This is a genomic window from Sphingomonas kaistensis (assembly GCF_011927725.1).
Classification (GTDB): domain Bacteria; phylum Pseudomonadota; class Alphaproteobacteria; order Sphingomonadales; family Sphingomonadaceae; genus Sphingomicrobium; species Sphingomicrobium kaistense.
In genome coordinates this window covers 673407-696609 of sequence record NZ_JAATJC010000001.1, presented here as the reverse complement: position 1 = coordinate 696609, position 23203 = coordinate 673407, and the positions used below count along the sequence as shown (strand labels likewise).

The following is a 23203-nucleotide window of genomic DNA, read 5'->3' as shown; positions in this document are numbered from 1 at the left end:
AGGAGCGCTCAGTCCTCGAACAGCGCCGTCCCGACCCGCACCACCGTCGCGCCGAGCATCACCGCGGCGCGGTAATCGCCGCTCATTCCCATCGACAGGCCACTGACGCCATGACGCCGCGCGAGCTTGGCCAGCAGCGCGAAATAGGGCGACGGCTCGACCTCGGCCGGGGGAATGGCCATCAGCCCGGCGACCTGCAGGTCACGCGCCTGGTCCAGGAAAGCAGGCAGGTCGCCGATCGCGACTCCGCCCTTCTGCTCCTCCTCCCCGATATTGACCTGGACGTAGGTCGGACCGTTCCAGCGTGCCTTGACCAGCGCCGCGGCAAGGCTTGGCCGGTCGAGCGAGTGGATGACATCGAACAGCGCCGCGGCCTCCTCGGCTTTGTTGGACTGCAGCTGGCCGATCATGTGCAGCACGACGTCGGGATGGCGGCTGCGCAGCTCGGGCCACTTGGTGGCGGCCTCCTGCACCCGGTTCTCGCCGAAATGACGTTGCCCAGCGTCGATCAGCGCTTCGATCTCGTCGACCGTGCGGTTCTTGCTGACCGCGACCAGAGTGACGTCCGCGGGAACGCGATTTGCCACGCGGGCGGCATCGGCGAGGGCGGACTGGATGGCGTGAAGTCGGGCGGCTGCATCGGGCATTCGCGGCTGCTAGAAGCAAAGGCGATGCAAAGGCAATCATGGCCGCGGGCCTGGCTGATGACCGACGAGCGAATGGGCGACGCGCTTGGCGCGGCGATCGCCCGCGCGGCTGCGGCTGGAGCGGGGGTGATCGTCCGTCATCATGGCGCTCCGGCAGTAGAGCGCCGAAGAATCGCTAACGCGGTGATCGCCAGCGGCGCGCTCCTCGGCGTGTCTCGCGATAGGGACCTGGCGGCGGACGTCGGCGCGGCGCTGGTCCATAATCCCGAGGGCGATCCGGGCGTCTTGCCGTTCAGCCTGTCCGTTCATGACGAGGGCGAAGCGCGCGCCGCCGCTCATCGGTCACCCGCGCTGGTCTTCGTCTCCCCCCTGTTCGCCACCCGCAGCCATGCCGGTGCGCCGGCGCTTGGTGAGGAGGCGGCTCGCCGGCTCGCGTTGCTGACTGGCCGCCCGGCCTATGCGCTGGGCGGTGTGGACCGGAATCGGGGAGAAAAATTGATGGGTGACGGCTGGGCCGGCTGGGCCGGGATCGACGCCTGGCTTTAGAAGCGGAAGGCGGTTCCGACGTAGACCGCCTGGCTGTCGCGGCGCTGGTCGCGGAAGGTCGCGAGCTGCTCGCGCTCGATCTTGTACTTCACGCCGCCGGTCACCGCGATGTTACGGCTGATGTTGTACGCGCCGCCGACGTCGAGGGCATAAGCCGTTGGATCAGCGATCGCGCTGCTCCGCTCGCGGTCGGCACGGTCGGCGCTGGCAGCGACCCGGCCGGTGAACTTCTTGGTGCTGTAGCTGACGCCCACCGACGCGCCTTCACGTGGCGCGAACGCCGGCGTTGCGCCCTGCGCCTTGCTGACGTCGGCGGAGACGGCGAACCGCTTCCAGCCCACAGCCGCGCCGAGATTGTAGGACGCCGGCGTGAGCGGCAAGCCAGCCGCCATCGGGGCCGCAGCCGCAGCGCGCTCACGCAGTGCAGCCTGGTTCGGCGAGGTGGCACGGGCCCTGACCGCAATTCGGATCTGCGAAGGACGCTGCTTGGCGGCCGAGGGGGTGAAGCTGAAATCGGACGCCAGCGCCGGGCGGCTGGCAAGCGCCGCGGCGAGTCGCGGATCGGCCTGGGCCGGCGTGAAGCCGCTGTCGAAGCTCAGCGCCACCGGCGCCGGACGCTTCTTCTGCGGAGCAGCGATCACCACCGAAGCGGGCAGCAGCAAGCTCACCGCGGCAACCGCCACGGCCCATTTGCCCTTCCCATGCATCCGGCGACTCATGCCTGCCCCAATCCTTTCAAGCCCTACATAGATTGGCGAACCTGAATGTTCCACGTGCTTCCGGGTTTACCCCCGCGCTGTGACATCGAATCCACAAGACCGATGCGGAGCGGAACGGGTTGCGGGGGAGGGTGCAGCTTCTATAGAGCGGAACGACGATCTCTTAACCGTTTCACCCAGGAAGCTCATCCATGCGCCGTCCGCTCGCCGCTCTACTCCTGTCGGCCACCCTGGTGGCGACCGCCGGCTGCAGCCGCAACCGCGACATCCCGGTCGAACTGGCGCCCTCGCGCACCACCGCCATCGGGGTGAACAGCTACCTGTGGCGCGCCGCCATCGACACGCTGAGCTTCGCGCCGCTGATCACCGCCGACAGCAATGGCGGCGTGATCGTGACCGACTGGTACGCCAACCCCAACTCGCCCGGCGAGCGGGTCAAGCTGACGGTTTCGATCCTCGACCAGGACCTGCGCGCCGATGCGCTGCGCGTCGCCGCCAGTCGGCAGGTCAGCCAGAACGGCAGCTGGGTCGATGCGCCGGTCGCCGCGGCCACCGTCCAGAAGCTCGAGGACATCATCCTCACCCGCGCCCGCGACATCCGCCGCGCCGCCGTCGGCGGCTGAGGACCCATCTTACAACCTTAAGGAGCCCGCATGACCACCGACCGTTTCGATCCGGCGGCGAGCGAAGCCCGCTGGCAGGAGCGGTGGGAGGCGGCAGGCTGCTTCCGCGCCGACAGCGCCAGCACCAAGCCCAAGGCCTATGTGCTGGAGATGTTTCCGTATCCCAGCGGACGCATCCACATGGGCCACGTCCGCAACTACACCATGGGTGACGTCCTGGCGCGCTTCCGCCGCGCGCAGGGCCATGAAGTGCTCCACCCGATGGGGTGGGACGCGTTCGGCATGCCGGCCGAAAATGCGGCGATGGAAAAGGGCGTCCATCCGGGCTCCTGGACGCTCCAGAACATCGAACAGATGAAGGCGCAGCTGAAGCGGCTCGGCTTCGCGCTCGACTGGAGCCGCGAGCTCGCCACCTGCAAGCCCGACTATTACGGGCACGAACAGGCGCTGTTCCTCGACCTGTTCGAAGCCGGCCTCGTGTTCCGCCGCGAATCGGAGGTGAACTGGGACCCGGTCGACATGACCGTGCTCGCCAACGAGCAAGTGATCGACGGCCGTGGCTGGCGCTCGGGCGCGCTGGTCGAGCGGCGCAAGCTGAACCAGTGGTTCCTGCGCATCACCGACTTCGCCGAGGAACTGCTCAAGGGCCTCGGCAGCCTCGACCAATGGCCGGACAAGGTCCGCCTGATGCAGGAGAACTGGATCGGCAAGAGCCGCGGCCTGCAATTCCGCTTCGAGCGGCCTGAAGGGGGCAGCATCGAGGTCTTCACCACCCGCCCGGACACCATCTTCGGCGCGAGCTTCCTTGCCATTTCGCCCGGCCACCCGATCGCCGAGGCGCTGGCCGCCGAGCGGCAGGACGTCGCCGACTTCATCGCGCTGGCCAAGCAGGGCGGCACCACCGCCGCGGAAATCGAGACCGCGGAAAAGCTCGGCTTCGACACTGGCCTCACCGTGACCCACCCGCTCGATCCCGACTGGCAGCTGCCGGTGTGGATCGCGAACTTCGTGCTGATGGATTACGGCACCGGCGCGCTCTACGGCGTGCCGGGCCACGACTCACGCGACTTCGAATTCGCGACCAAATACGGCCTGCCGATCACCCGCGTGGTGGCACCATCGGCGGATCAGGCCGACGCCCCGCTCAGCGAAGCCGAAAACGCCCCCGGCGTTGCGGTTAACAGCCGCTTCCTCGACGGAATGGCGACCGACGAGGCCAAGGCCGAGATCATTCGCCGCGCCGAGGCCGGCGGCTGGGGCGAGGGCAAGACCCAATATCGCTTGCGTGACTGGGGGGTTAGCCGCCAGCGCTACTGGGGCACCCCGATCCCGATCATCCACTGCGACGCCTGCGGTGCCGTGCCGGTCCCCAAAACGGCGCTTCCGGTGGTCTTGCCCGACGACGTCACCTTCGACGTCCCGGGCAACCCGCTTGACCGCCATTCCACGTGGAACAAGGTCGATTGCCCAAGCTGCGGCAAGACGGCGCGACGCGAGACCGACACGCTCGACACCTTCGTCGACAGCAGCTGGTATTTCATCCGCTTCGCCTCGCAGCCCGACGACAAGCCGTTCGACCGCGCCGAAGCCGAGGCCTGGTTGCCGGTCGGACAGTATATCGGCGGGGTCGAGCACGCGATCCTGCACTTGCTCTATGCCCGCTTCTGGACCCGCGCGCTGGAGCGGATCGGCAAGCTGTCGGTGAAGGAGCCATTCAAGGGCCTCTTCACGCAAGGCATGGTCACGCACGAAACCTACAAGGCCGGCGATGGCAGCTGGCTCAGCCCCGACCAAGTCACGCGCAACGGCGATGACTGGACCCATGTCGACAGCGGCGAGGCGGTGACCGCCGGGCGGGTCGAGAAGATGTCCAAGTCGAAGAAGAACGTCGTCGACCCGGACGCGATCATCGAGCGCTACGGTGCCGACGCGGTGCGCTGGTTCATGCTGTCGGATTCGCCGCCCGAGCGCGACCTCGAATGGTCGATCGGCGGCATCGAAGGCGCCTCGCGCTTCGTCCAGCGCGTGTGGCGGCTGGCCGTTGCGCCTGCCGTGACCGACGGCAGCGACGCCGCAACCACCCGCAAGCTTCATCGCGCCATCGCGGCAGTCGGCGCAGCGGTCGAAGGGCTGCAGTTCAACAAGGCCGTCGCCGCGCTCTACGAACTGGTCAGCGCGATCGAGAAGGCCGCGCCCTCGGCCGACCGCAGCGCCGCGATCCGCGCGCTCGTGGTGCTGATCGCCCCGATGGCCCCGCACCTCGCCGAAGAGGCCTGGGTGGCACTCGGCGGTGAAGGCCTCGTCGTCGACCAGCCCTGGCCGGCCCACGACCCGGCGCTGCTGGTCGACGAGGAGGTCACCATTGCCGTACAGGTCAACGGCAAGCTGCGCCACACGCTGAGCGCCCCGCGCGGCCTGTCGCGTGACGATCTGCAGGGGCTGGCCCTCGGCGCCGACAAGGTTGCGGCCCTGCTCGGCGACAGCGCCCCCAGGAAGGTGATCGTCGTTCCCGACCGCCTCGTGAACATCGTCCTGTGAAGCGGCTTGCTCTACTCCTCGCGGCGGCGACGCTGACCGCCGGATGCGGCCTACGGCCGGTCTACAGCGGCGGGTCGACTGGCCCGACCGCGACCTTCCTGTCGTCGGTGGCGGTGCAGCCGATCGACGGGGGGCGAGTCGGATGGCTGCTGCGCGCGGCACTTGCAGACCGCCTCGGCGATCCGGCGCAGGGGGACCGGCGTTACCGGCTCGAGGTCGAGGTGGACGACGACCTGACCAGCTTCGGCATCCGCGGCGACACCGCGGTGACCCGCGAGCGGCGCACGATCCGCGCCCGCTACCGGCTGGTCGACAATGCTACCGGTCAGGTGGTGCTGGATGCCACGGCGGGCTCCGACGCGGGCATCGACGTGGTCAGTTCGGACGTTGCCACTCTCGCCGCCGAACAGACCGCCGCCGAACGATTGGCGCAGGTGGTCGCCGACCAGATCGTCGCGAGGCTGGGACTCTATGCCGGGCGAGGAGGCCGGCGGTGAGGCTCACCCGGGACAAGGCCGGATCGGCCCTGGACCGTCCGGATCCATCCCGTCGCTTCTACCTCTTCAGCGGCGCCGACAATGCGTCCAGCCGGCTGTTCGCGCAGCGCCTTCTGGCGGCCCTCGGCGCGGAGAAGGTCAGCGCTTCGGCAGCGCAGCTCAAGGCCGATCCCGCCTGGCTGGCCGATGAGGCCGCAAGCCTGCCGATGTTCGGCGGCGCACGCCTGCTGTGGATCGAGCCTGCAGGGGAGGAAATCCTTCCCGCGGTCGAAGCGCTGCTCGCGCTCGAACAGTTCGAGGCGCCTGCGGTGGCGATCACCAATGGCTCGCTCAAGAAGACCAGCGGCCTGCTGAAGCTCGCCGAAGGCAGCCAGGCTGCGCTGCATGTCGCCAGTGAGCAGCAGACTCCGCGCGAGCAGATGGCCGCGATTGCCGACCTGGCCCGCAAGGAGGGCCTGACGGTCAGCCCGGCGCTGGCCGAGCGCATCGCGGGGGAGGCGGGCGGTGACCTCATTCTGGCCCGCCTGGAACTACAGAAATTCGCCCTTTATGCCGGTGCGTCGCCCGATCACCCGGTCGAACTGGGTGAGGACGTCGTCGACGCCTTGGGGATCGACCAGGCCGAGGCGGAATATGGCCGCGCCGGCGACCTTGCGCTGGCGGGGGACATCGCCGGTCTGGCGACAGAGCTGTCGCTGATGGAAGCGGCCGCGATGGACGCCATCCCCGTCGTCCGGGCTCTCCAGCGCAGGCTCCTGATGCTCGCACCCTTGCGCGCGCGGGTGGAACAGGGGCAGCCGCTCGGATCGGTCACGCAATCGGTCTGGCAGCGCGACAAGCCAATGGTCGGCCGCATCCTGCCCCGCTGGACCGCGCCAAGACTGTCCGAGGCATTCGACCGCGTCCAGAAGCTCGAGCGGGCGCTGCTGCTACGCCCGGTGCCGTCCGGGGCGGCACTCGGCGAAACCCTGATGCAATTGGCGCGGGTAGCAGCCTCCAGCGTACGCTGAGCGCCGCGACTAGATCGGCTCGCCGCTCAGCCGCTGGCAGATGAGGTCGAGCTGATCGAGGCTGGAAAAGGCCACCGCCACTTGGCCGGCGCCGTTCTTGTGCTGGATCGTGACCTTGAGACCGAGAAGATCGCCCAACTGACGCTCGAGCGCGAGCAGGTCGGCATCGCGCCCCGCCGACGACAGGCGGACGCCGCCGCGGCTGTCCTGGCTTTCGCCACCGGGACGACGCTTGCGGGCAAGCGCCTCGGCCTGGCGTACCGAAAGCCCCTTGGCGACGATCTGCTCGGCCAGCTGCTCGGCATCGGCCGATGACGCGATTGCCCGGGCATGGCCCATGGTCAGTGTACCAGCTTCGAGATGCGCCCTGACGCTCTCAGGAAGATCCCGCAATCTCAACAGGTTGGAGACGTGGCTGCGGCTTTTCCCGACGAGCTTGCCGACCTCTTCGGGCTTGTGCCCGAAGCGTTCGACCAGCGCGGCATAGGCGTCGGCTTCTTCCAGCGGGCCGAGGTCGGCGCGTTGCACGTTCTCGATCAGCGCGACCTCTGCCGTCCCGGCTTCGTCGAAGCTGCGGACGATGGCGGGAATCTTATGCAATTGCGCACGCTGGGCGGCACGCCAGCGTCGTTCGCCGGCAACGATCTCAAACTGCCCTGCCTGGGCGGCAGGACGGACCAGGATCGGCTGAAGAACGCCGCGCGCAGCGATCGACTCGGCCAGTTCGGCGAGCGGCGCTTCCGCGAACACCCGGCGCGGCTGGCGCGGATTGGGCTTGATCGAGGCAATGTCGATCTCGCGGACGCCCTCTGCGCTCCCCGCTGGGGCGGCAACGGCCACGTCGCCGAGAAGTGCGGAAAGGCCTCGGCCGAGACCCCGTGCCTGCTGATTCATGCGGCCTCCTTCAGCGACGGAAGTCGCGCCATCAATTCGCGTGCGAGGCCGACATACGCCGCCGATCCCGAGCAGCGCAGGTCATAGATCAGCGCCGGAAGACCGTGGCTCGGCGCTTCGGACAAGCGAACGTTGCGCGGCACCACCGTGTCGAACACTGCCGAACCAAGGCACGCCCTGACGTCTTCTGCCACCTGTGCCGACAGTCGATTGCGGCGATCGAACATCGTCAGCGCGACGCCGAGGATCGACAGTTCCGGGTTGAAGCGGGTGCGGATCCGCTCAACCGTCTGCAGAAGCTGACTCAGCCCTTCGAGCGCGAAGAACTCGCACTGCAGGGGTACGATCAGGTGGCGCGCGGCAATCAGTGCGTTGACGGTCAGCAGGCCAAGCGAGGGCGGGCAATCGATCAGGCAAATGTCCCAGCGCTGGGGCGCCGCTTCGAGGGCATCGGCAAGGCGGTGCGTTCGCCGCTCCAGTTCGACCAGCTCGACCTCCGCGCCCGACAAATCCTGGGTTGCGGGAAGAAGGTCGAGCCGGGGCACGCGCGTAGGCAGCACGGACGCCTCAACCGTTTCAGTTCCGATCAGAACTTCATAGGACGAGCGCTGCCGTTGCTGCGCGCCAATTCCCAAGCCTGTCGAGGCATTTCCCTGCGGGTCGAGGTCGATCAGCAGGACCTTCCATCCCATCGCCGCCAGTCCGGTCGCGAGATTGATGGCGGTCGTGGTCTTGCCGACCCCACCCTTTTGATTGGCAATCGCGACCTTGATCATCCCCGTCCCGTCCTTCGTCGGACCCCTTGCGCGACCAGAATGCGCGCGTCCGGATCGGTCTGGCTGGGTACCAGCCGGAAATCACCCTGCCACGTGACGCGGGCCTCTTCCAGTTCCTTCTCCGCGCTTCGCCCTTTTGGCAGCACCCACCGTCCATTTTGAGACATGAGCGGAACCCCTATCGCAAATAGCTTGTCGAGCGATGCGACCGCGCGCGCGGTGATGACATCAAATCGAGCGCGAAGCTGCTCGGCCTTACCGGTGACGATGGTGACGTTGGAGAGCCCGAGGGTGTCGCAGCAGCGTGCGAGGAAATCGGTGCGCAACCTCCGCGGCTCGACCAGCGTGATATGGCGCACGCCCGCGATCGCAAGGACAATTCCGGGAAGACCCGGACCGCTTCCGACGTCCAACCACAAATCGTCGGACGCCCCGTGGTTCAGTAACTGCAGGGAATCCAGGATGTGTCGGTCCCAGAGCGTCTCGACGCTAGCCCTGCTGATGAGGTTTTGCCGCTCATTCTCCTCGAGCAACAGTTGCGCATAATCCCGCAATCTCGCCTCTGTTTCACGTGAAACAGTCATGCGGCGGAGCGGAGTGTGCCGACGTAGAGCGCCGTGAGGGCGGCCGGGGTAATGCCCGGAATGCGCGAGGCCTGATCCAGTGTCTCAGGGCGAGCAGTCTCGAGGCGCTCGGCCATTTCCGTCGACAAGCCGGCCAAATCGTGAAAATTGATTCCGCCAGGGATTCGTACCGACCGGCTGCGGTCGACGGCGCTCCATTCCCGTCGCTGGCGCTCAATGTAAGGCGCATAAAGCGCGTCGGCTGCACCCTCCTCGGTTGCGGCGAATGCCGGCCTCGCACGATCGTCGAGATGCTGCCGGATAGCGCGGGCTCGTTCGGGCGAGAGCGCATCGGTCGCCAGGGCATCTGCCCCAAGGCGCGAAACGGCATTGTCGGCACGCAGATGCAGCCGGAATTCGGCGCGGGCGGTCATCATCCGGTAAGGCTCGGTGACGCCCTGGAGCGTCAGGTCATCGATCATCACGCCGATGTAGCTGCTCGTACGATCGAACGAGACAGGCTCCCGGTTGGTGGCGTAGCGGGCCGCATTCAATCCCGCGACGAGGCCCTGTGCGGCCGCCTCCTCATAGCCGGTCGTGCCATTGATCTGTCCAGCCAGATACAGGCCAGCCAGGTCGCGGGTCTGCAGGTCACTTCCCAACCGGCGTGGGTCGACATGCTCATATTCGACCGCATAACCCGGGCGCACGATCGCCGCGCGCTCGAGGCCGGGGATCGACCGCACGAAGGCCTGCTGGACGTCGAGCGGCATCGAGGTAGAAATGCCGTTCGGGTAGACGAGCGGGTCGCCGAGCCCTTCTGGCTCAAGGAAAATCTGATGCCCGTCGCGATCGCCGAAGCGTCGCACCTTGTCTTCGATCGACGGACAATAACGCGGACCGCGTCCCTCGATGATCCCCGAATAAAGCGGTGACCGCTCCTCGGCACCGCGAATGATGTCGTGGGTCGCACTCGTGGTCCGAGTGATCGCGCAGCGCAGTTGCGGCGGAGAAGGGCTTCGGTCGGGATAGGCGGAGAATGCCCAGTCCGCCTGATCGCTCGGCTGCTCCTCAAGCCGTGCCCAGTTGATCGTTCGACCGTCGAGGCGGGGAGGGGTGCCGGTCTTTAAGCGCCTTGCGGCGAGCCCGAGTTCACGCACCTGCGCGGCCAGCCGCTGGCTTGCTCGTTCGCCAGCCCGCCCCGCAGCCTCCCTCTGTTCGCCGACAAAAATGCGGGCGTCGAGGAAAGTACCGGTCGCAATGACGATGGCGTGGGCTTCAAGGCGGGTGCCGTCGGCAAGCGTCACGCCCACGACGCGGGATGCTTCGACGTGCAGCGCAATAGCCTCGCCCTGGATCCGTTCGATCGGGAGGGTCCCGAGGAGGCTCTCGATCGCGCCCTGGTACAGGGCCCGGTCGGCCTGGACGCGAGGCCCCCATACTGCGGGGCCCTTGCTGCGGTTGAGCATACGGCGGTGGATTGCCGACGCGTCGGCAGCCCGCGCCATCAAGCCGTCAAAGACATCGAGTTCGCGGACCAGATGGCCTTTGCCAACGCCGCCGATGGACGGGTTGCAACTCATCTGTCCGGCATCGCCATTGCGGAAGCTCAGCAACGCGGTACGGGCGCCGGAGCGCGCCGAAGCCGCGGCCGCCTCGCTTCCCGCGTGGCCTGCGCCAATGACAATTACGTCGAACATCTGGGCCAACTAGCTGAAGCGGGCCGCAATCGCGACCTGTTTCACGTGGAACAGATCATTTGCCCAAGCAAAAGCGTGCAAACAGCGTGTCGAGGACATCTTCGGTGCCAGCTCTTCCCGATAAGCGATCGATCGCTGCAAGGGCTTGGCGAAGTCGTTCGGCAACAATGACAGCGTCGTCGGTAAGATCGTTTCTCCACGTAGCGCTGGCTTCCAGTAGAGCTCCTCTCTGCCGACGGTTCATCAACGACAAATCCACAGGCGGCAGGGCTTTCGCCGCCGCAGCGCGCAAGGCGGCTTCAAGTGTTTTGAGGCCATCCCGACTGCGCACTGATGCTGGCACACTGCCTGGCGGCGCGCTTCCGCGCTCGTCCGCCCGCGAATGGATCAAGAGAAGCGAACGGTGCTGCGGTGCTTCTTGTGGATCGCCGAGCCAAAGCAGAATGTCGGCGACGGTTTGCGCATCCAGCGCCCGCTCGACTCCGATCTGCTCGACCTCGTCGGAGGTGGGGCGGAGGCCGGCGGTATCGACCAATGTCAGCGGAATGCCGTCGAGGTCGATCCGCGCTTCCAGCGTGTCGCGCGTCGTGCCGGGGATGGGCGTGACGATGGCCTTGTCCGCGCCCGCTAACGCATTGAAGAGCGAGGACTTCCCACTATTCGGGGGCCCGGCGAGGACGACTTTCAGGCCCTGCTGCAACATTTCGGCTGGTGGCCGGTCCAGCCAATCGCGCCACTCTGACAGCAGCTCCTCGGTTTCCCGCGACAGGCGATCGAGATCGAGCGCGGTTTCGTCCTCGTCGCCGACATAGTCGATCGCGGCCTCGGCCTGCGCCGACATGATGACGAGGCGGCTCCGCCACGCTTCCACCTGACGCCGGATCGCGCCGCCCGCGCTGTCCAATGCGGCGCGGCGCTGCCATTCGGTTTCGGCACTCAACAAATCGGCAAGACCCTCGGCCTCGGTGAGGTCGAGACGGCCGTTGAGGAGCGCGCGGCGGGTGAATTCGCCCGGCTCCGCTTCGCGCAATCCCGGCATGCCGGCGAGCTCTCGGAGCACCCGAGTAACCACCGCGCGCCCCCCGTGGAGGTGGAGTTCGACCAGCGCCTCGCCGGTCGCGGTGTGCGGCGCGAAAAAGCACAGCACCAAAGCCTCGTCGAGCAGGTCGCCGGCCTCGCTCGTCAGGCGGCGCAGGGAGGCCTGGCGCGGCGGCGGGAGGGTGCCCGCAAGCCGGACCGCTGCTTCCTCGGCGCGCGGTCCGCTGATCCGCACGATAGCGATGGCGGCGGGCAGGGCGCCGCTCGAAAGCGCGAAGATGGTGTCGCTGGTCACCCGGGCAGCGATGCCCCGAGTGCGGTCAGCCTGGCAAGTCGCCGGAGTTCAGGGGGGCCTGAGTCTCTAGCCCCCCGCGCATTCAGCCGAACAGTCGTCCGAGCCCGACCTGAGGATCGATCCAGCCGTCGTAGATCATCTTCAACGCAACGTAGAGGATGACGGCGAGGCCGACATAGGCAATCCAGCGATAGCGTTCGATGTACCGGGCGATGACGTTTGCGGCGAGACCCATCAGGGCCACCGCGAAGATCAGGCCGACGATCATGATTCCCGGATGATCGCGAGCAGCGCCAGCGACGGCGAGCACGTTGTCGAGGCTCATGGACACGTCGGCAACGGCGACGGCCCAGGCAGCGCCGGCGAAGCTCTTGGCGGGACGCAGTCCGCTATGTTCGTCACCGGTGACTTCGGGGCTTCCGCCGCTCTCACCGGTATGACGAAGCTCGCGCCACATCTTCCAGGCCACCCAGAGCAGAAGCACGCCACCGATCAGGATAAGACCCACGATCTGCAGCAGCTGGGTCACGATCAGGGCGAAGAAGATCCGCAGGACGAGGGCGGCAAGGACGCCGATCAGGATGACCTTCTTGCGCTGCTCCGCCGGCAGGCCGGCTGCCAGCGCGCCGACCACGATCGCATTGTCCCCGGCCAGCACGAGGTCGATCATCAGCACCTGCAGGAAGGCGGCGAATGCCGCCGGCTCCGTGATGTTGCTGAAATCCTTGACAATCGACGCCCAAATATCGGCGGGTCCGCCGAAGCCTGCAGGAGCGGCGGACACCGCGGCAAGAAGAGTCTCGAACAAGCTGGTCACTCCGTCGATCTGATCAGGCCTGCATCACCACGGTGATCAGGCAAGCAAGGCCGCTATATCGCGCGCCGATACTGGATTGCTCGGCCGGACGCCGCAACAGCCACCGGGTCGAGCAACCGAAGATTCTCGCGCCCAATGCGCGAACGGCTTACTGGTTCATCGAGGCGAAGAAGTCTTCGTTGCTCTTGGCGTCGCGCATCTTGTCGAGCAGGAACTGCATCGCGTCGATGGTGCCCATCTGCATCAGGATCCGGCGCAGCACCCACATCTTGGTGAGCGTGTTCTGCGGGACCAGCAGCTCTTCCTTGCGGGTGCCGCTCTTGCCGACGTCGAGCGCCGGGAAGATGCGCTTGTCGGCGACCTTGCGGTCGAGCACGATTTCGCTGTTACCGGTGCCCTTGAACTCTTCGAAGATGACCTCGTCCATCTTGGAGCCGGTGTCGATCAGCGCGGTGGCGATGATCGACAGCGAACCGCCTTCCTCGATGTTGCGGGCGGCACCGAAGAAGCGCTTGGGACGCTGCAGGGCATTGGCGTCGACACCGCCGGTCAGCACCTTGCCCGAGCTTGGCACCACGGTGTTGTAGGCGCGGCCAAGGCGGGTGATCGAGTCGAGCAGGATGACGACATCCTTCTTGTGCTCGACCAGGCGCTTGGCCTTTTCGATCACCATTTCGGCGACCTGGACGTGACGCTGCGCGGGCTCGTCGAAGGTCGAAGAAACGACCTCGCCCTTCACGCTGCGCTGCATGTCGGTGACTTCCTCGGGCCGCTCGTCGATCAGCAGGACGATCAGGAAGACCTCGGGATTATTGTCGGTGATCGCGCGGGCGATGTTCTGCAGCAGGACGGTCTTGCCGGTCCGCGGCGGGGCGACGATCAGCGCGCGCTGTCCCTTGCCGAGCGGCGAGACGATGTCGATTACCCGCGCCGACTTGTCCTTGATGGTCGGGTCGAGCGTGTCGAGCTTGAGCTTCGAGTCCGGATAGAGCGGCGTCAGATTGTCGAAATTGACCCGGTGGCGGACGGCGTCGGGCTCGTCGAAATTGATCGAGGTAATGCGGCTCAGCGCGAAATAACGCTCGCCGTCCTTGGGCGCGCGGATCTCGCCCTCGACCGTGTCACCGGTACGCAGGCCGAACCGGCGAACCAGCTGCGGCGTCACGTAGATGTCGTCCGGGCCGGCGAGATAATTCGCCTCGGCGCTGCGGAGGAAGCCGAAGCCGTCGTTGAGCACCTCGATGGTGCCGCTCCCCATGATCTCGGCGCCGGTTTCGGCGCGGACCTTGAGGATGGAGAAAAGGAGGTCCTGCTTGCGCAGCGTCGACGCGCCCTCGATCCCCATCTCTTCCGCCTGCGCGACGAGTTGGGCGGGGGTCTTCTGCTTGAGGTCCTTGAGATGCATGGAAAAGTCGCTCTGATTGGGAGGTTTTGGGCAGTCGCGGGACTGACGATCCGCTGGGGAAGCGGTCACACCGACGATCAAGGGAATACGGGCCGGTGCAGCCGTATATCGCGCGGGTTATGCCTCGGAGGGGTTCAAGTCAACCGGCCCGCACGAGCGCGAACGCCAGAAGAAAGCTGAGACACAGGCTACCAAGACCAACGAAGGGCATCGCATTTTGCACCAAAGCCACGAGACGCGGTGCAAGTCGCCGGTGATAGTCGGGCACGAGAAGCAAAGCGACGGCGCTAAGCCCGAGGAAGCCGCCGATGGCCAGCCCCCATGGGCTCCAGCCATTCGCCCTGTCCAAGATAAGAAAGGCGATCCCGATCGCAAGGCGAGCCACGCCTTCGGCCGTATTGGCGGCCGTCGTCTGAGCGAAGCCGAACAGGAAGCGAAGCGCCACTCCAGGTCGGATCAGGGCGGTAAATCCGAGCAGCAGCAGATAGGCCGCAAACAGCCAGAGGACGGCCGATGCGAGGGCGATCGCCGCCGCCACCGGTCAGAACGGTTTGACGATCACCAGGACGACGATGACGGCGGTCATGATGCCGGGAATCTCGTTCATGATCCGCAGCGTCTTGTTCTCCAGCGGGCGGTCGCCGCGCGCCAGCTTGCGGCCATAGGCGCCGAGCCAGCCCTGGAAGCCGCTCAGCAGCACCACCAGCAGCAGCTTGGCGTGGAACCAGCCCTGGTTCCAGGCGCCGATGTGCACCGCCAGCGCGAGGCCCAGAACCCACACGATGACCAACGCCGGCCCGAGGATGATCGAGCGGGTCCGGCGCTCGCGATCGACCCAGGCGCGATCCTCGGCGGAGCCGGGTGCGGTCGCATGGTGGTAGACGTAGAAGCGGGGCAGCAGGAACAGGCCGGCGATCCAGAAGACCACGAAGGTGAGGTGGGCGGCCTTCACCCACGGATAGGCATTGCCGAGGAAGCCGATCGCGCTGTCGAGCATCAGGCGCCCTTTCCAAGCAGCCGGAACAGCTGCTCTACATGTTCCAGCGGCGTGGTCTGCTGAATTCCGTGACCGAGGTTGAAGACGTGGGGACGCTCTTCCAGCGCCGACAGGATCCGCCGCACCGCTTTCTCCAGCGCCTCGCCGCCGGCGATCAGCGCAAGCGGGTCGAGATTGCCCTGGACCGGCATTCCGGCGGGCAGGCTGGCGTGGGCCCACAACGGATCCACCGTCTCGTCGAGGCCGAGCGCATCGACCCCGGTTTCCCGCGCATAGGCCGGAAGCTTGCCGCCGGCGCCCTTGGGGAAACCGATGATGGTGAGGCCGGGACGCAGCGCCCGAAGCTTCGACACGATCCGCGCGGTCGGCGCGATCACCCAGCGTTCGAATTCGGCCGGGGCGAGGCTGCCCGACCAGCTGTCGAACAATTGCACGGCGTCGACCCCGGCATCGGCCTGGCCGACGAGGTAGGTGACGGTGGCTTCCTCGATCGCGGCGATGATCGCGCCGAACTTGCCGGGGTCGAGATAGGCGAGGGTGCGGGCGTCGGCCTGTTCGCGGCTGCCTTCGCCGGCGACCATGTAGGTGGCGACCGTCCAGGGCGACCCTGCAAAGCCCAGAAAGGTGGTCTGGGGGGCCAGTTGGGCCTTCACCTGCCTGACGGTTTCGTAGATCGCCTCGAAGCGCTCAGGACGCGGGCTGAAGGCCGTCATCTCGGCCTGGGCCAGCGGCGGGGCGAGGCGCGGGCCCTCGCCGGCCACGAAGGTCAGCTCCTGCCCCAGGGCATGGGGGACGATCAGGATGTCGGAAAACAGGATTGCGGCGTCGAGCGGATAGCGACGCAGCGGCTGGAGCGTGATCTCGGCCGCGGCGGCGGGATCGTAGACCATGTCGAGGAAGCCGCCCTTTTCGGCCCTCAGCGCGCGATATTCGGGCAGGTAACGCCCGGCCTGGCGCATCATCCAGACCGGCGGCGGGTCGCGGCGTTCGCCCCGGAGCACTGCCAGAAGCGGCTTGTCGATCGCGGATCCGGACGTCTGGTCGGCCACCCTTATCTCTTTCTCTCTTAGATTCTTAAAAAGGTAGATGGAGTCTGTTGGCGGGCCGAACATGGGGAATAAGTGGCCCTCCCGCGGTTGCCAACAGGTGGCCGGAAACCGCGCGTCTCGCAAGACCGGCGATTCGCCCGCGCTGATTCCCGTAATCCACAGCGCTGTGGATGACCTTTTCCACCGTGGATAATTGCTTGGCGGAGGCTTGCCGGATGGTGCGGATCGGGGCCGGTTGGTCCATCCCCGCAGCCGCGCTAGGGGTTGAAGGCGATTTCTCCACAGGAACGAACATGGAACTGACGGCGTGACCCTGATCCTGGCCTCGACCTCGCCGATCCGCGGCACGTTGCTGGCGAATGCCGGCATTGCCTATGGCGCCGAAGCGCCGGGGGTGGACGAGGCGGCGGTGAAGGCGGGCTTCGCCGACGACGATGCGGCACTGACCATAGCGCTCGGCGAAGCCAAGGCCCAAGCGGTGTCCGCGCGGCACCCCGGTGCGCTGGTTATCGGAAGCGACAGCCTGGTCAGCGTCGAGGGCCGCCGCTTCGACAAGCCCGCCGGGCGCGACACCGCCGCCGAGCACCTCCGCTCCTTCTCCGGCAAGGTGATGGAGCTGACCAGCGCGGCGGTGCTGGTCGAGGGCGGACAGACCGTGTGGCGCCACGCCGCGCGCGCCCGCCTCCAGGTCCGGCCGCTGAGCGAGGCGTTCATCCAGTCTTATCTCGACGCGGACTGGCCCGAGGTCAGTTATTGCGTCGGCGTATTCCGGCTCGAGGGGCCGGGGGTGCAGTTGTTCGAGACGATCGAGGGCGACCATTTCACCATCCTCGGCCTGCCGCTGCTGCCGCTGCTCGGCGCCTTGCGCGAACGGGGAGCGCTGGCGTCATGACGTCGGGAGTGCCTTATGCCGAGGTGATCGGTGATCCCGTCGGCCATAGCAAGTCGCCGTTGATCCACGGCTTTTGGCTGGAGAAACTGGGGCTTGCCGGCGACTATCGCGCGACGCGGGTGGAGCGGGGCGACCTCGCCGCCTTCCTCGCCGAACGGCGCCGCGACCCGCTCTGGCGGGGGTGCAACGTCACCATGCCGCTGAAGGAAGCCGCACTGCCGCTTGCCACCCGGGTCAGCGAGGAAGCGCGGCTGGTCAGGGCCACCAACTGCCTGGTTCCCGCAGGCGGCGGCGAACTCCTTGCCCATAACACCGATGTCGACGGCTTCCGCGAAGCGCTCCGCTCGGGTGGGGCACTGCAGGAGCCGTGTGCCGGCCATGTCGCGACATTGTTCTCCCTGATCGGCACGGGTGGCGCGGCGCGGGCGGCGCTCGCGGAGCTGAAGGGCGCCGAGGTCACCGTCTTCGGGCGGGACGAGGCCAAGGCCGCGGCCCTTTCCGATGAATTCGGGCCAGGCTCGGAAATCGGCTTCGCAAGCCCTCTCGACGCGCTGATGGCGGCACCGTCCACATTCGATCCCGCCTTTCCCGACTGCAAGCCCAACCGCGGCGAGCATCAGCGCTACGATCATGTCGTCGTGAATGCGACCAGCCTCGGCATGCGCGGCTGCCCGCCGCTGCCGATCCGGCTCGATCGCTATCCCGCCAATACGGTGGTCATCGACATGGTCTATGATCCGCTCGATACCGATCTGCTGAAGGAAGCACGAAGGTTGGGGATGATTGCGGTGGACGGGCTAGTCATGCTGATCGGCCAGGCCGCGCGCGCGTTCGAGCTGTTCTACGGACGGCCGGCCCCGCGCCAGCACGATTCCGAACTCCGCGCGTTGCTGACCGCATGAAGACACTCGCGCTCACCGGGTCGATCGGAATGGGCAAGTCCACCGTGGCGCAGATGTTCGCCGCGCGCGGGATTCCGGTGTTCGACGCCGATGCGGCGGTGCGGCGGCTGCAGGGGCCGGGCGGGCGGCTGGTCCCGAACATCGAGAAGCGCTTTCCGGGCACCACCCGCGACGGTTCGGTGGACCGCGAGGCGCTCGCCGCCGCGGTGCTCGGCAAACCCGAAGAGCTGGCGGCGCTGGAAGCCATCGTCCATCCCGCCGTGCATCACGAACGGACCCGCTTCATCGTCGAGAACGGCGACGCCCCAGCGCTGTTGTTCGACATTCCCCTGTTGTTCGAAACCGGCGGCGACACGGTGTTCGACCAGGTGATCGTGGTCACCGCCCCGGCCGAGGTACAGCGCCAGCGCGTTCTGGCCCGGCCGGGCATGACCGCCGAAAAGCTCGATCACATCCTCGCCCGCCAGATGCCGGATGCCGACAAGCGGGCCCGGGCCGACCATGTCATCGACACTTCGATCAGCCTGGCCGAAACCGAGCGGCAAGTGGAGGCGATCCTCGCTGGACTGGGACTGGGCGTCGGCGCATAGCTTCATCCATGCGCGAAATCGTTTTCGATACCGAAACCACCGGGGTCAATCCGGCCGGCGGCGACCGCATGGTCGAGATCGGCTGCGTGGAGCTGATCAATCGCTGCCCGACCGGGCGCGAATATCATGCCTACTTCAATCCCGAACGCACCATGCCGAGCGAAGCCGAAGCGGTGCACGGGCTGAGCAGCATCTTCCTCTCCGACAAGCCGCTGTTCGGGGACTCCTGCGCGGAATTGCTCGACTTCATCGGTGACGCGCCGCTGATCGCCCACAATGCCGGGTTCGACTTCGGATTCCTCAATCACGAGCTCCAGCATTGCGGCCGCGATCCGGTCTGCCTGAGCCGGATGATCTGCACCCTGGTGCTGGCGCGCTCCAAGCATCCCGGCGCCAAGCACAGCCTCGATGCGCTGTGCAGCCGGTTCGGGGTCGATCGCACCGCCCGCGTCAAGCACGGCGCACTGCTCGACGCGCAGCTGCTGGCGCAGGTCTACGTCGAACTTACCGGCGGCCGGCAGATCGGCCTGTCCCTCCTCGCCGAAGCGCGCCGCGAGGACCAGATCAACGAGGCGGCCGCCACGCTGGCCCGTGCCCAGCGTCCGGTGCGTGCCGTCCGTGTGCATGCTCCCTCGCTTGACGAGCTTGCGGCCCATGCCCAGTTCATTGCCAAGATGAAGGAGCCGCTGTGGGCCTCCGTAGGCGTTGCGTGAAGAGATAACGACAAGGGAGAAGACGACATGGACATCAGGGTCTCCGGGCATCAGGTCGAGACCGGAGCGGCGCTCCAGAGCCATGTCACCGATCGCCTTCAGGGCATGACCGATCGCTACTTTTCCCGCGCGACCGCCGCCAACGTGACCTTCGGCAAGGGCCCGCACGACCACGGCTTCACCTGCGATATCGTGGCGCCGGTGGTGAATGGCGTGGTGCTCAAGGCCAATGGCCGGGCGATGTCGGCGCAGCTTGCCTTCGATGGCGCGGCCGACAAGATCGAGCGCCAGCTGCGGCGCTACAAGTCGCGGCTGCGCGACCGCAAGGGCGCCGAGGGCATGGGCGGTCCGGGCTATGACGCCTCGGCTTCCTACACCGTCTTCGCGGCACCCCCGACCGAGGAGGAGCCGAGCGCCGAGCACCCGCCGGTGATCGCCGAAACCCGGGTCGACATCCCGACCAGCAGCGTGTCGGACGCGGTGATGATGCTCGACCTGCGCAACACCAACGCACTGATGTTCAAGAACAGCGCCAGCGGCGCCTACAACATGGTGTATCGCCGGGACGACGGAAGCATCGGCTGGGTCGAACCCCGGGAGCGCTAGACCGGCGTCACGCGTTGAGGCATCTGCCCGCCAGTTCCAGCGGGACATCAGAGTATCTCTTCGACATGCAGCTTACGTCTTTTCTCGACCTCGATTCCAATCGCCCGTCGCTGGCGGTGTCGAACAAGCGCGCCCTGTTCCAGGCGCTTGGCCAGATCGCCGGCCAGCGGCTGCAACTGGACGTCGCCGAGCTGGTCGCGGCGCTGCTCGAACGGGAAAAGCTCGGAACCACCGGCTTTGGCAACGGGGTGGCGATCCCCCATGGCAAGGTCGCCGGGCTGCGGCGCATCTATGGCCTTGTCGCGCACCTTGCCGAGCCGATCGACTACAAGGCGATCGACGGTACCCCGGTCGACCTCGTCTTCCTGTTGCTGTCGCCGCCCGACGCGGGCGCGGACCATCTCAAGGCGCTGGCAGCGATCAGCCGGGTCGTGCGCCATGCACCGACGCTGGAGAAATTGCGCGGCGCCCGCTCGGGCGATGCCCTGACCGCGGTGCTCATGGGGGTCGATGAACCCTTCGCCGCCTGACGCCGGGCCGAGCCGACCGAGCGGAGCGGACGCGCATTATCGCGCGCTCGAGCAATTATACGCGTCCGCGCCGATCAACCTGCTGTTCCGCTCGTCGCTGACCCTGGCCGACGCTGGCCGGTCGCGGATCGACTTCACCGTCGAACCGGCAAGCTTCCACGCGGCGGGGGCGGCGCATGGAACCTTGTACTTCAAGATGCTCGACGATGCGGCCTTCTACGCCGCCAACAGCCTGGTCAGCGACCGCTTCCTGCTGACCACCGCGTTCAACCTGCATTTCACCAAGCCGCTGCGCGAAGGCCCGGCGGTGGCCGAGGGGCGCTGGATCTCGGGCCGGCGGCGCGTGTTCGTTGCCGAGGCGCGGATCGTCGATTCGAGCGGCGAGGAATGCGCCCGCGGCACCGGGACTTTCCTGCGCTCGCACATCGCGCTGGCCGGGCTGGCGGGATATGCGCCGGCATGAGCGATCCGCGGCTGGCAGCGGGGATCGAAGTGTCTGCACTCCTGGCGCGAGCCCGTGAATCGGGCGGATTCGGGACTGTTCTGCGCCGCGGAGACGATGAACGAGGCAGCCTGATGATCGTCGTGGCGGAGCGCGGCGAGAACCGCTTCCTCCTTCAGCGGCTGCTCCAGCGCAGTGGCGACTATGGCTGGGAATCGCAGGAAATCGCCGATTCGGAGTCGCTGGCAGCGCAGCTCGGGCGGGCCCGCGATCGTGACCCGGATCTGTGGCTGATTGAACTGGACGTCCCGTCGGCGGAACGATTCATCGCTGAAATGACCTGAGCGCCTTGCAAGTCGCGCCGATTGCGACGAACCGAGGAACAGTTCTTGAGCGGGGTGCTCGCTGGGCCGGTTCTATCCGCCTGGTGAGCCGCGCGAGACGGGGGATCAGCCCAGGCGATGTGAAGCGGCCGTTTCGGCCCGACCGAACTCGCGGACGGCTATCCACCGCACAAAGTTAGGTACTCAGTGGTTCGTCGTTTCGTCTTTTCGCTTGCTGCCGCCGCACTCGGCGCCTCGTCCGTAGCACCCGCCCAGGTCCTTCCTGCGGCTGCCACCGACCGGGCCGTTACCGCGGTCGCCCAGACGATGAACGAACCGCTTGTCACCACTCCCCTTTCCAACGATCCGCTTGCCCCCGCCGTGGTGAGCAACAGCGAAGAACCCGCCGCTCCCGCCGTCGAGCAGGAAGAGCCGATCGCGATTTCCCGCGGCGCCAGCCTCAGCGAAACCGTTGCCAAGCTGCGCCGCAGCGATGCCGGCAGCCGTGAGCTCGAGTGCCTCGCCGCCGGCGTCTATTTCGAGAGCAAGAGCGAGCCGCTCGCCGGCCAGCTTGCCGTCGGACAGGTCATCGCCAACCGCGCCGAAAGCCGCGGCCGCTTCCCCTCCAGCTATTGCGGCGTGCTGACCCAGCGCGGCCAGTTCAGCTTCGTCCGTGGCGGCCGCTGGCCGGCGGTCAACAAGAACAGCCTGCAGTGGAAGAATGCCGTGGCGGTTGCCCGCATCGTCGAGGCCGACCTGCACAGCAGCAATGTCGGCAAGGCGCTGTTCTTCCACGCCCGCCGGGTCAGCCCGGGCTGGCGCCTGACCCGCGTGGCGTCGGTCGGAAACCACGTCTTCTACCGCTAAGCCGTTGAACTGCGGCAGCTTGCCGCCGCGACGCTAGCCTTCGTTCCCGTCCTGTTCTAAGACTTGGGTGTGTCGACTGCGCCCGAGTCCCTGCTTGCCCAATCCTGCTTCCAGGATCTCGCCCCGGTCGCGATCGAGGTCGCGCGGGGCGTCACGCGGCTGTTCTGCCGCCGCGACCTGTTCGCCATCTGCGAGGTGCCGCTTCCCAACGGCCGCCGCGCCGACCTGATGGGCATCGACCCCAGGGGCAAGCTGACCATCGTCGAGATCAAGGTCAGCAAGGGCGACCTCACCAGCGATGCCAAGTGGACCGACTATCTCGATTATTGCGACCAGTTCTTCTGGGCGGTGCCGCCGGCGCTTGCCGGGCTGCTCGACGAAGACCGATTCCTGCCGGACACCGCCGGGGTGATCGTCGCCGATCGTTATGACGCGGCGGTGGTGCGCGATGCGCCTGAGCGGCCGCTCGCCCCGGCCCGGCGCAAGGCCGAGATCCTGCGCTTCGCGCGGCGCGCCGCCCGCCGCCTCAGTGCCCAGATCGACCCGACCCTCGGATGGGGTAGCTAGGCCGCGAGGTTACAGCTTGGGGCCGGCGACGTTGTCGGGCTTCTTGGCCGCCTTGGCCGCGTCCATCGCGCGCAGCATCTCGGGTCCGCGGCTGTCCATCTTGGCATAATCCCGCGCACTTCGGCCGGTGGCATTGTCGGTCCGGTCGGGATTGGCGCCGCGTTCGGCGAGCAACTTGACCAGGGCGATGTTGCGCTGCTGGACCGCGATGATCAGCGGGGTTTCGCCGCGGCGATTGGGCCGGTCGACCTGCGCCCCGCGCGAGATGAGGAAGCTTGCCCCCTCGGCAAAGCCGATCCGCGCCGCCGCCAGCAAGGGCGTGTCGCCATCGCGGTTGGCGACGTTCACGTCGGCGCCCTGCCCGGTCAGGAAGCGAAGCCAGGTGAGGTCACGCTGGCCGGTGACGATGTGCAGGGCGCTTTCGCCCCGGTCGTCGCGATAGTTGATGACCGTCGAGCCCGGCTGCTGGACCAGTTCGGTGGCCTTGTTGCCGTCGCGATCGCGCACCGCCTGGAGGAAGCTGTAGCCGGGGCTCTGCGTTGTCTGCGCCGCAACCGGCACCGCCAGATTGATCAACAGCAGGGCCCCGATCGCCGCACGCCGCTTGCTCATTGCTCGTCCCACCCGCGTTTCTGAAGGTAAATGCTTGAATGCGCG

At 67.1% G+C, this 23203-nt stretch carries 28 protein-coding genes; 15 read left to right on the top strand and 13 right to left on the bottom strand.

Features of this window, described 5'->3' with window-relative positions; all coding sequences use genetic code 11:
• Positions 1-8: 8 nt before the first annotated feature.
• A complete protein-coding gene (locus tag GGQ97_RS03365) occupies positions 9-647 on the bottom strand; it encodes a YggS family pyridoxal phosphate-dependent enzyme (RefSeq protein ID WP_168067634.1) in 639 nt (212 codons plus the stop codon).
• Positions 648-704: 57 nt separating this feature from the next.
• On the opposite strand from GGQ97_RS03365, the gene GGQ97_RS03360 reads away from it, so the two are divergent.
• Positions 705-1193, top strand: coding sequence for a thiamine phosphate synthase (locus GGQ97_RS03360; RefSeq protein WP_168067633.1), 489 nt, complete (start codon positions 705-707; stop codon positions 1191-1193).
• Here GGQ97_RS03360 and GGQ97_RS03355 read toward each other — a convergent pair.
• Positions 1190-1912, bottom strand: coding sequence for a porin (locus tag GGQ97_RS03355; protein WP_245197835.1), 723 nt, complete (start codon positions 1910-1912; stop codon positions 1190-1192). The two genes, GGQ97_RS03360 and GGQ97_RS03355, sit on opposite strands and share 4 nt — an antisense overlap.
• Before the next feature lie 191 nt (positions 1913-2103).
• Here GGQ97_RS03355 and GGQ97_RS03350 point away from each other — a divergent pair, with 191 nt between their 5' ends.
• Genes GGQ97_RS03350 through GGQ97_RS03335 form a run of 4 tightly spaced genes read left to right on the top strand, consistent with a single transcriptional unit; the run spans position 2104 to position 6580 of the window.
• Positions 2104-2535 carry a DUF3576 domain-containing protein gene (locus GGQ97_RS03350; protein WP_168067632.1) on the top strand — a complete coding sequence of 144 codons (432 nt, stop codon included), beginning with the start codon at positions 2104-2106 and terminating at the stop codon, positions 2533-2535.
• A gap of 30 nt (positions 2536-2565) precedes the next feature.
• Positions 2566-5073 (top strand): leucine--tRNA ligase, encoded by a 2508-nt coding sequence (gene leuS / locus GGQ97_RS03345; protein WP_168067631.1) that lies wholly within the window; start codon positions 2566-2568, stop codon positions 5071-5073.
• Positions 5070-5570: an LPS assembly lipoprotein LptE gene (gene lptE, locus GGQ97_RS03340; RefSeq protein WP_168067630.1), complete on the top strand. Its 501-nt coding sequence runs from the start codon at positions 5070-5072 to the stop codon at positions 5568-5570. The genes leuS and lptE overlap by 4 nt, the downstream gene beginning before the upstream one ends.
• Positions 5567-6580: a DNA polymerase III subunit delta gene (locus tag GGQ97_RS03335; protein ID WP_168067629.1), complete on the top strand. Its 1014-nt coding sequence runs from the start codon at positions 5567-5569 to the stop codon at positions 6578-6580. The genes lptE and GGQ97_RS03335 overlap by 4 nt, the downstream gene beginning before the upstream one ends.
• A gap of 9 nt (positions 6581-6589) precedes the next feature.
• Here GGQ97_RS03335 and GGQ97_RS03330 read toward each other — a convergent pair whose 3' ends face one another.
• The 10 genes from GGQ97_RS03330 to hemE form a co-directional block, all read right to left on the bottom strand.
• Positions 6590-7474, bottom strand: a complete 885-nt coding sequence (locus GGQ97_RS03330; RefSeq protein WP_168067628.1) for a ParB/RepB/Spo0J family partition protein — start codon at positions 7472-7474, stop codon at positions 6590-6592.
• On the bottom strand, positions 7471-8250 hold the full coding sequence (locus tag GGQ97_RS03325; RefSeq protein ID WP_168067627.1) for a ParA family protein: 780 nt from the start codon (positions 8248-8250) through the stop codon (positions 7471-7473). The genes GGQ97_RS03330 and GGQ97_RS03325 overlap by 4 nt, the downstream gene beginning before the upstream one ends.
• Entirely contained in the window at positions 8247-8804 is a 558-nt protein-coding gene (rsmG, locus tag GGQ97_RS03320) for a 16S rRNA (guanine(527)-N(7))-methyltransferase RsmG (RefSeq protein WP_245197833.1), read from the bottom strand. The genes GGQ97_RS03325 and rsmG overlap by 4 nt, the downstream gene beginning before the upstream one ends.
• 26 nt (positions 8805-8830) lie before the next feature.
• Positions 8831-10513, bottom strand: coding sequence for a tRNA uridine-5-carboxymethylaminomethyl(34) synthesis enzyme MnmG (gene mnmG / locus GGQ97_RS03315; RefSeq protein ID WP_245197832.1), 1683 nt, complete (start codon positions 10511-10513; stop codon positions 8831-8833).
• A gap of 55 nt (positions 10514-10568) precedes the next feature.
• Entirely contained in the window at positions 10569-11846 is a 1278-nt protein-coding gene (gene mnmE, locus GGQ97_RS03310; protein ID WP_168067624.1) for a tRNA uridine-5-carboxymethylaminomethyl(34) synthesis GTPase MnmE, read from the bottom strand.
• A gap of 82 nt (positions 11847-11928) precedes the next feature.
• A complete protein-coding gene (locus tag GGQ97_RS03305; RefSeq protein ID WP_168067623.1) occupies positions 11929-12654 on the bottom strand; it encodes a YjbE family putative metal transport protein in 726 nt (241 codons plus the stop codon).
• Positions 12655-12811: 157 nt separating this feature from the next.
• Positions 12812-14068, bottom strand: a complete 1257-nt coding sequence (rho, locus tag GGQ97_RS03300; protein WP_168067622.1) for a transcription termination factor Rho — start codon at positions 14066-14068, stop codon at positions 12812-12814.
• A 139-nt stretch (positions 14069-14207) separates the two neighbouring features.
• A complete protein-coding gene (locus GGQ97_RS03295; protein ID WP_168067621.1) occupies positions 14208-14606 on the bottom strand; it encodes a hypothetical protein in 399 nt (132 codons plus the stop codon).
• Between the two features lie 3 nt (positions 14607-14609).
• The gene (locus GGQ97_RS03290) at positions 14610-15065 is read right to left on the bottom strand and encodes a CopD family protein (protein WP_168067620.1); all 456 of its coding nucleotides are present in this window, start codon (positions 15063-15065) and stop codon (positions 14610-14612) included.
• Positions 15065-16114 (bottom strand): uroporphyrinogen decarboxylase, encoded by a 1050-nt coding sequence (gene hemE, locus GGQ97_RS03285; protein WP_342448437.1) that lies wholly within the window; start codon positions 16112-16114, stop codon positions 15065-15067. The genes GGQ97_RS03290 and hemE overlap by 1 nt, the downstream gene beginning before the upstream one ends.
• Before the next feature lie 307 nt (positions 16115-16421).
• On the opposite strand from hemE, the gene GGQ97_RS03280 reads away from it, so the two are divergent.
• The 10 genes from GGQ97_RS03280 (at position 16422) to GGQ97_RS03235 (ending at position 22546) form a co-directional block, all read left to right on the top strand.
• A complete protein-coding gene (locus GGQ97_RS03280; protein ID WP_168067618.1) occupies positions 16422-17006 on the top strand; it encodes a Maf family protein in 585 nt (194 codons plus the stop codon).
• A complete protein-coding gene (locus GGQ97_RS03275) occupies positions 17003-17908 on the top strand; it encodes a shikimate dehydrogenase family protein (protein ID WP_168067617.1) in 906 nt (301 codons plus the stop codon). Before GGQ97_RS03280 ends, GGQ97_RS03275 begins: the two co-directional genes overlap by 4 nt.
• On the top strand, positions 17905-18498 hold the full coding sequence (gene coaE, locus GGQ97_RS03270) for a dephospho-CoA kinase (protein WP_168067616.1): 594 nt from the start codon (positions 17905-17907) through the stop codon (positions 18496-18498). The genes GGQ97_RS03275 and coaE overlap by 4 nt, the downstream gene beginning before the upstream one ends.
• Before the next feature lie 8 nt (positions 18499-18506).
• Positions 18507-19211 (top strand): DNA polymerase III subunit epsilon, encoded by a 705-nt coding sequence (gene dnaQ, locus GGQ97_RS03265; RefSeq protein WP_168067615.1) that lies wholly within the window; start codon positions 18507-18509, stop codon positions 19209-19211.
• Between the two features lie 27 nt (positions 19212-19238).
• Positions 19239-19817 carry a ribosome hibernation-promoting factor, HPF/YfiA family gene (gene hpf, locus GGQ97_RS03260; RefSeq protein WP_168067614.1) on the top strand — a complete coding sequence of 193 codons (579 nt, stop codon included), beginning with the start codon at positions 19239-19241 and terminating at the stop codon, positions 19815-19817.
• 65 nt (positions 19818-19882) lie between these two features.
• Complete coding sequence (locus tag GGQ97_RS03255; protein ID WP_168067613.1) at positions 19883-20347, top strand: PTS sugar transporter subunit IIA; 465 nt, start codon at positions 19883-19885, stop codon at positions 20345-20347.
• Complete coding sequence (locus tag GGQ97_RS03250; RefSeq protein ID WP_168067612.1) at positions 20328-20810, top strand: PaaI family thioesterase; 483 nt, start codon at positions 20328-20330, stop codon at positions 20808-20810. The genes GGQ97_RS03255 and GGQ97_RS03250 overlap by 20 nt, the downstream gene beginning before the upstream one ends.
• Positions 20807-21133 (top strand): DUF1491 family protein, encoded by a 327-nt coding sequence (locus GGQ97_RS03245; RefSeq protein ID WP_168067611.1) that lies wholly within the window; start codon positions 20807-20809, stop codon positions 21131-21133. Before GGQ97_RS03250 ends, GGQ97_RS03245 begins: the two co-directional genes overlap by 4 nt.
• A gap of 186 nt (positions 21134-21319) precedes the next feature.
• Positions 21320-21979, top strand: coding sequence for a cell wall hydrolase (locus GGQ97_RS03240; protein WP_342448436.1), 660 nt, complete (start codon positions 21320-21322; stop codon positions 21977-21979).
• 69 nt (positions 21980-22048) lie between these two features.
• The gene (locus GGQ97_RS03235) at positions 22049-22546 is read left to right on the top strand and encodes an MmcB family DNA repair protein (protein ID WP_342448435.1); all 498 of its coding nucleotides are present in this window, start codon (positions 22049-22051) and stop codon (positions 22544-22546) included.
• A 9-nt stretch (positions 22547-22555) separates the two neighbouring features.
• Here GGQ97_RS03235 and GGQ97_RS03230 read toward each other — a convergent pair whose 3' ends face one another.
• Positions 22556-23158 carry an ankyrin repeat domain-containing protein gene (locus tag GGQ97_RS03230; protein WP_168067610.1) on the bottom strand — a complete coding sequence of 201 codons (603 nt, stop codon included), beginning with the start codon at positions 23156-23158 and terminating at the stop codon, positions 22556-22558.
• Between the last annotated feature and the right edge of the window lie 45 nt (positions 23159-23203).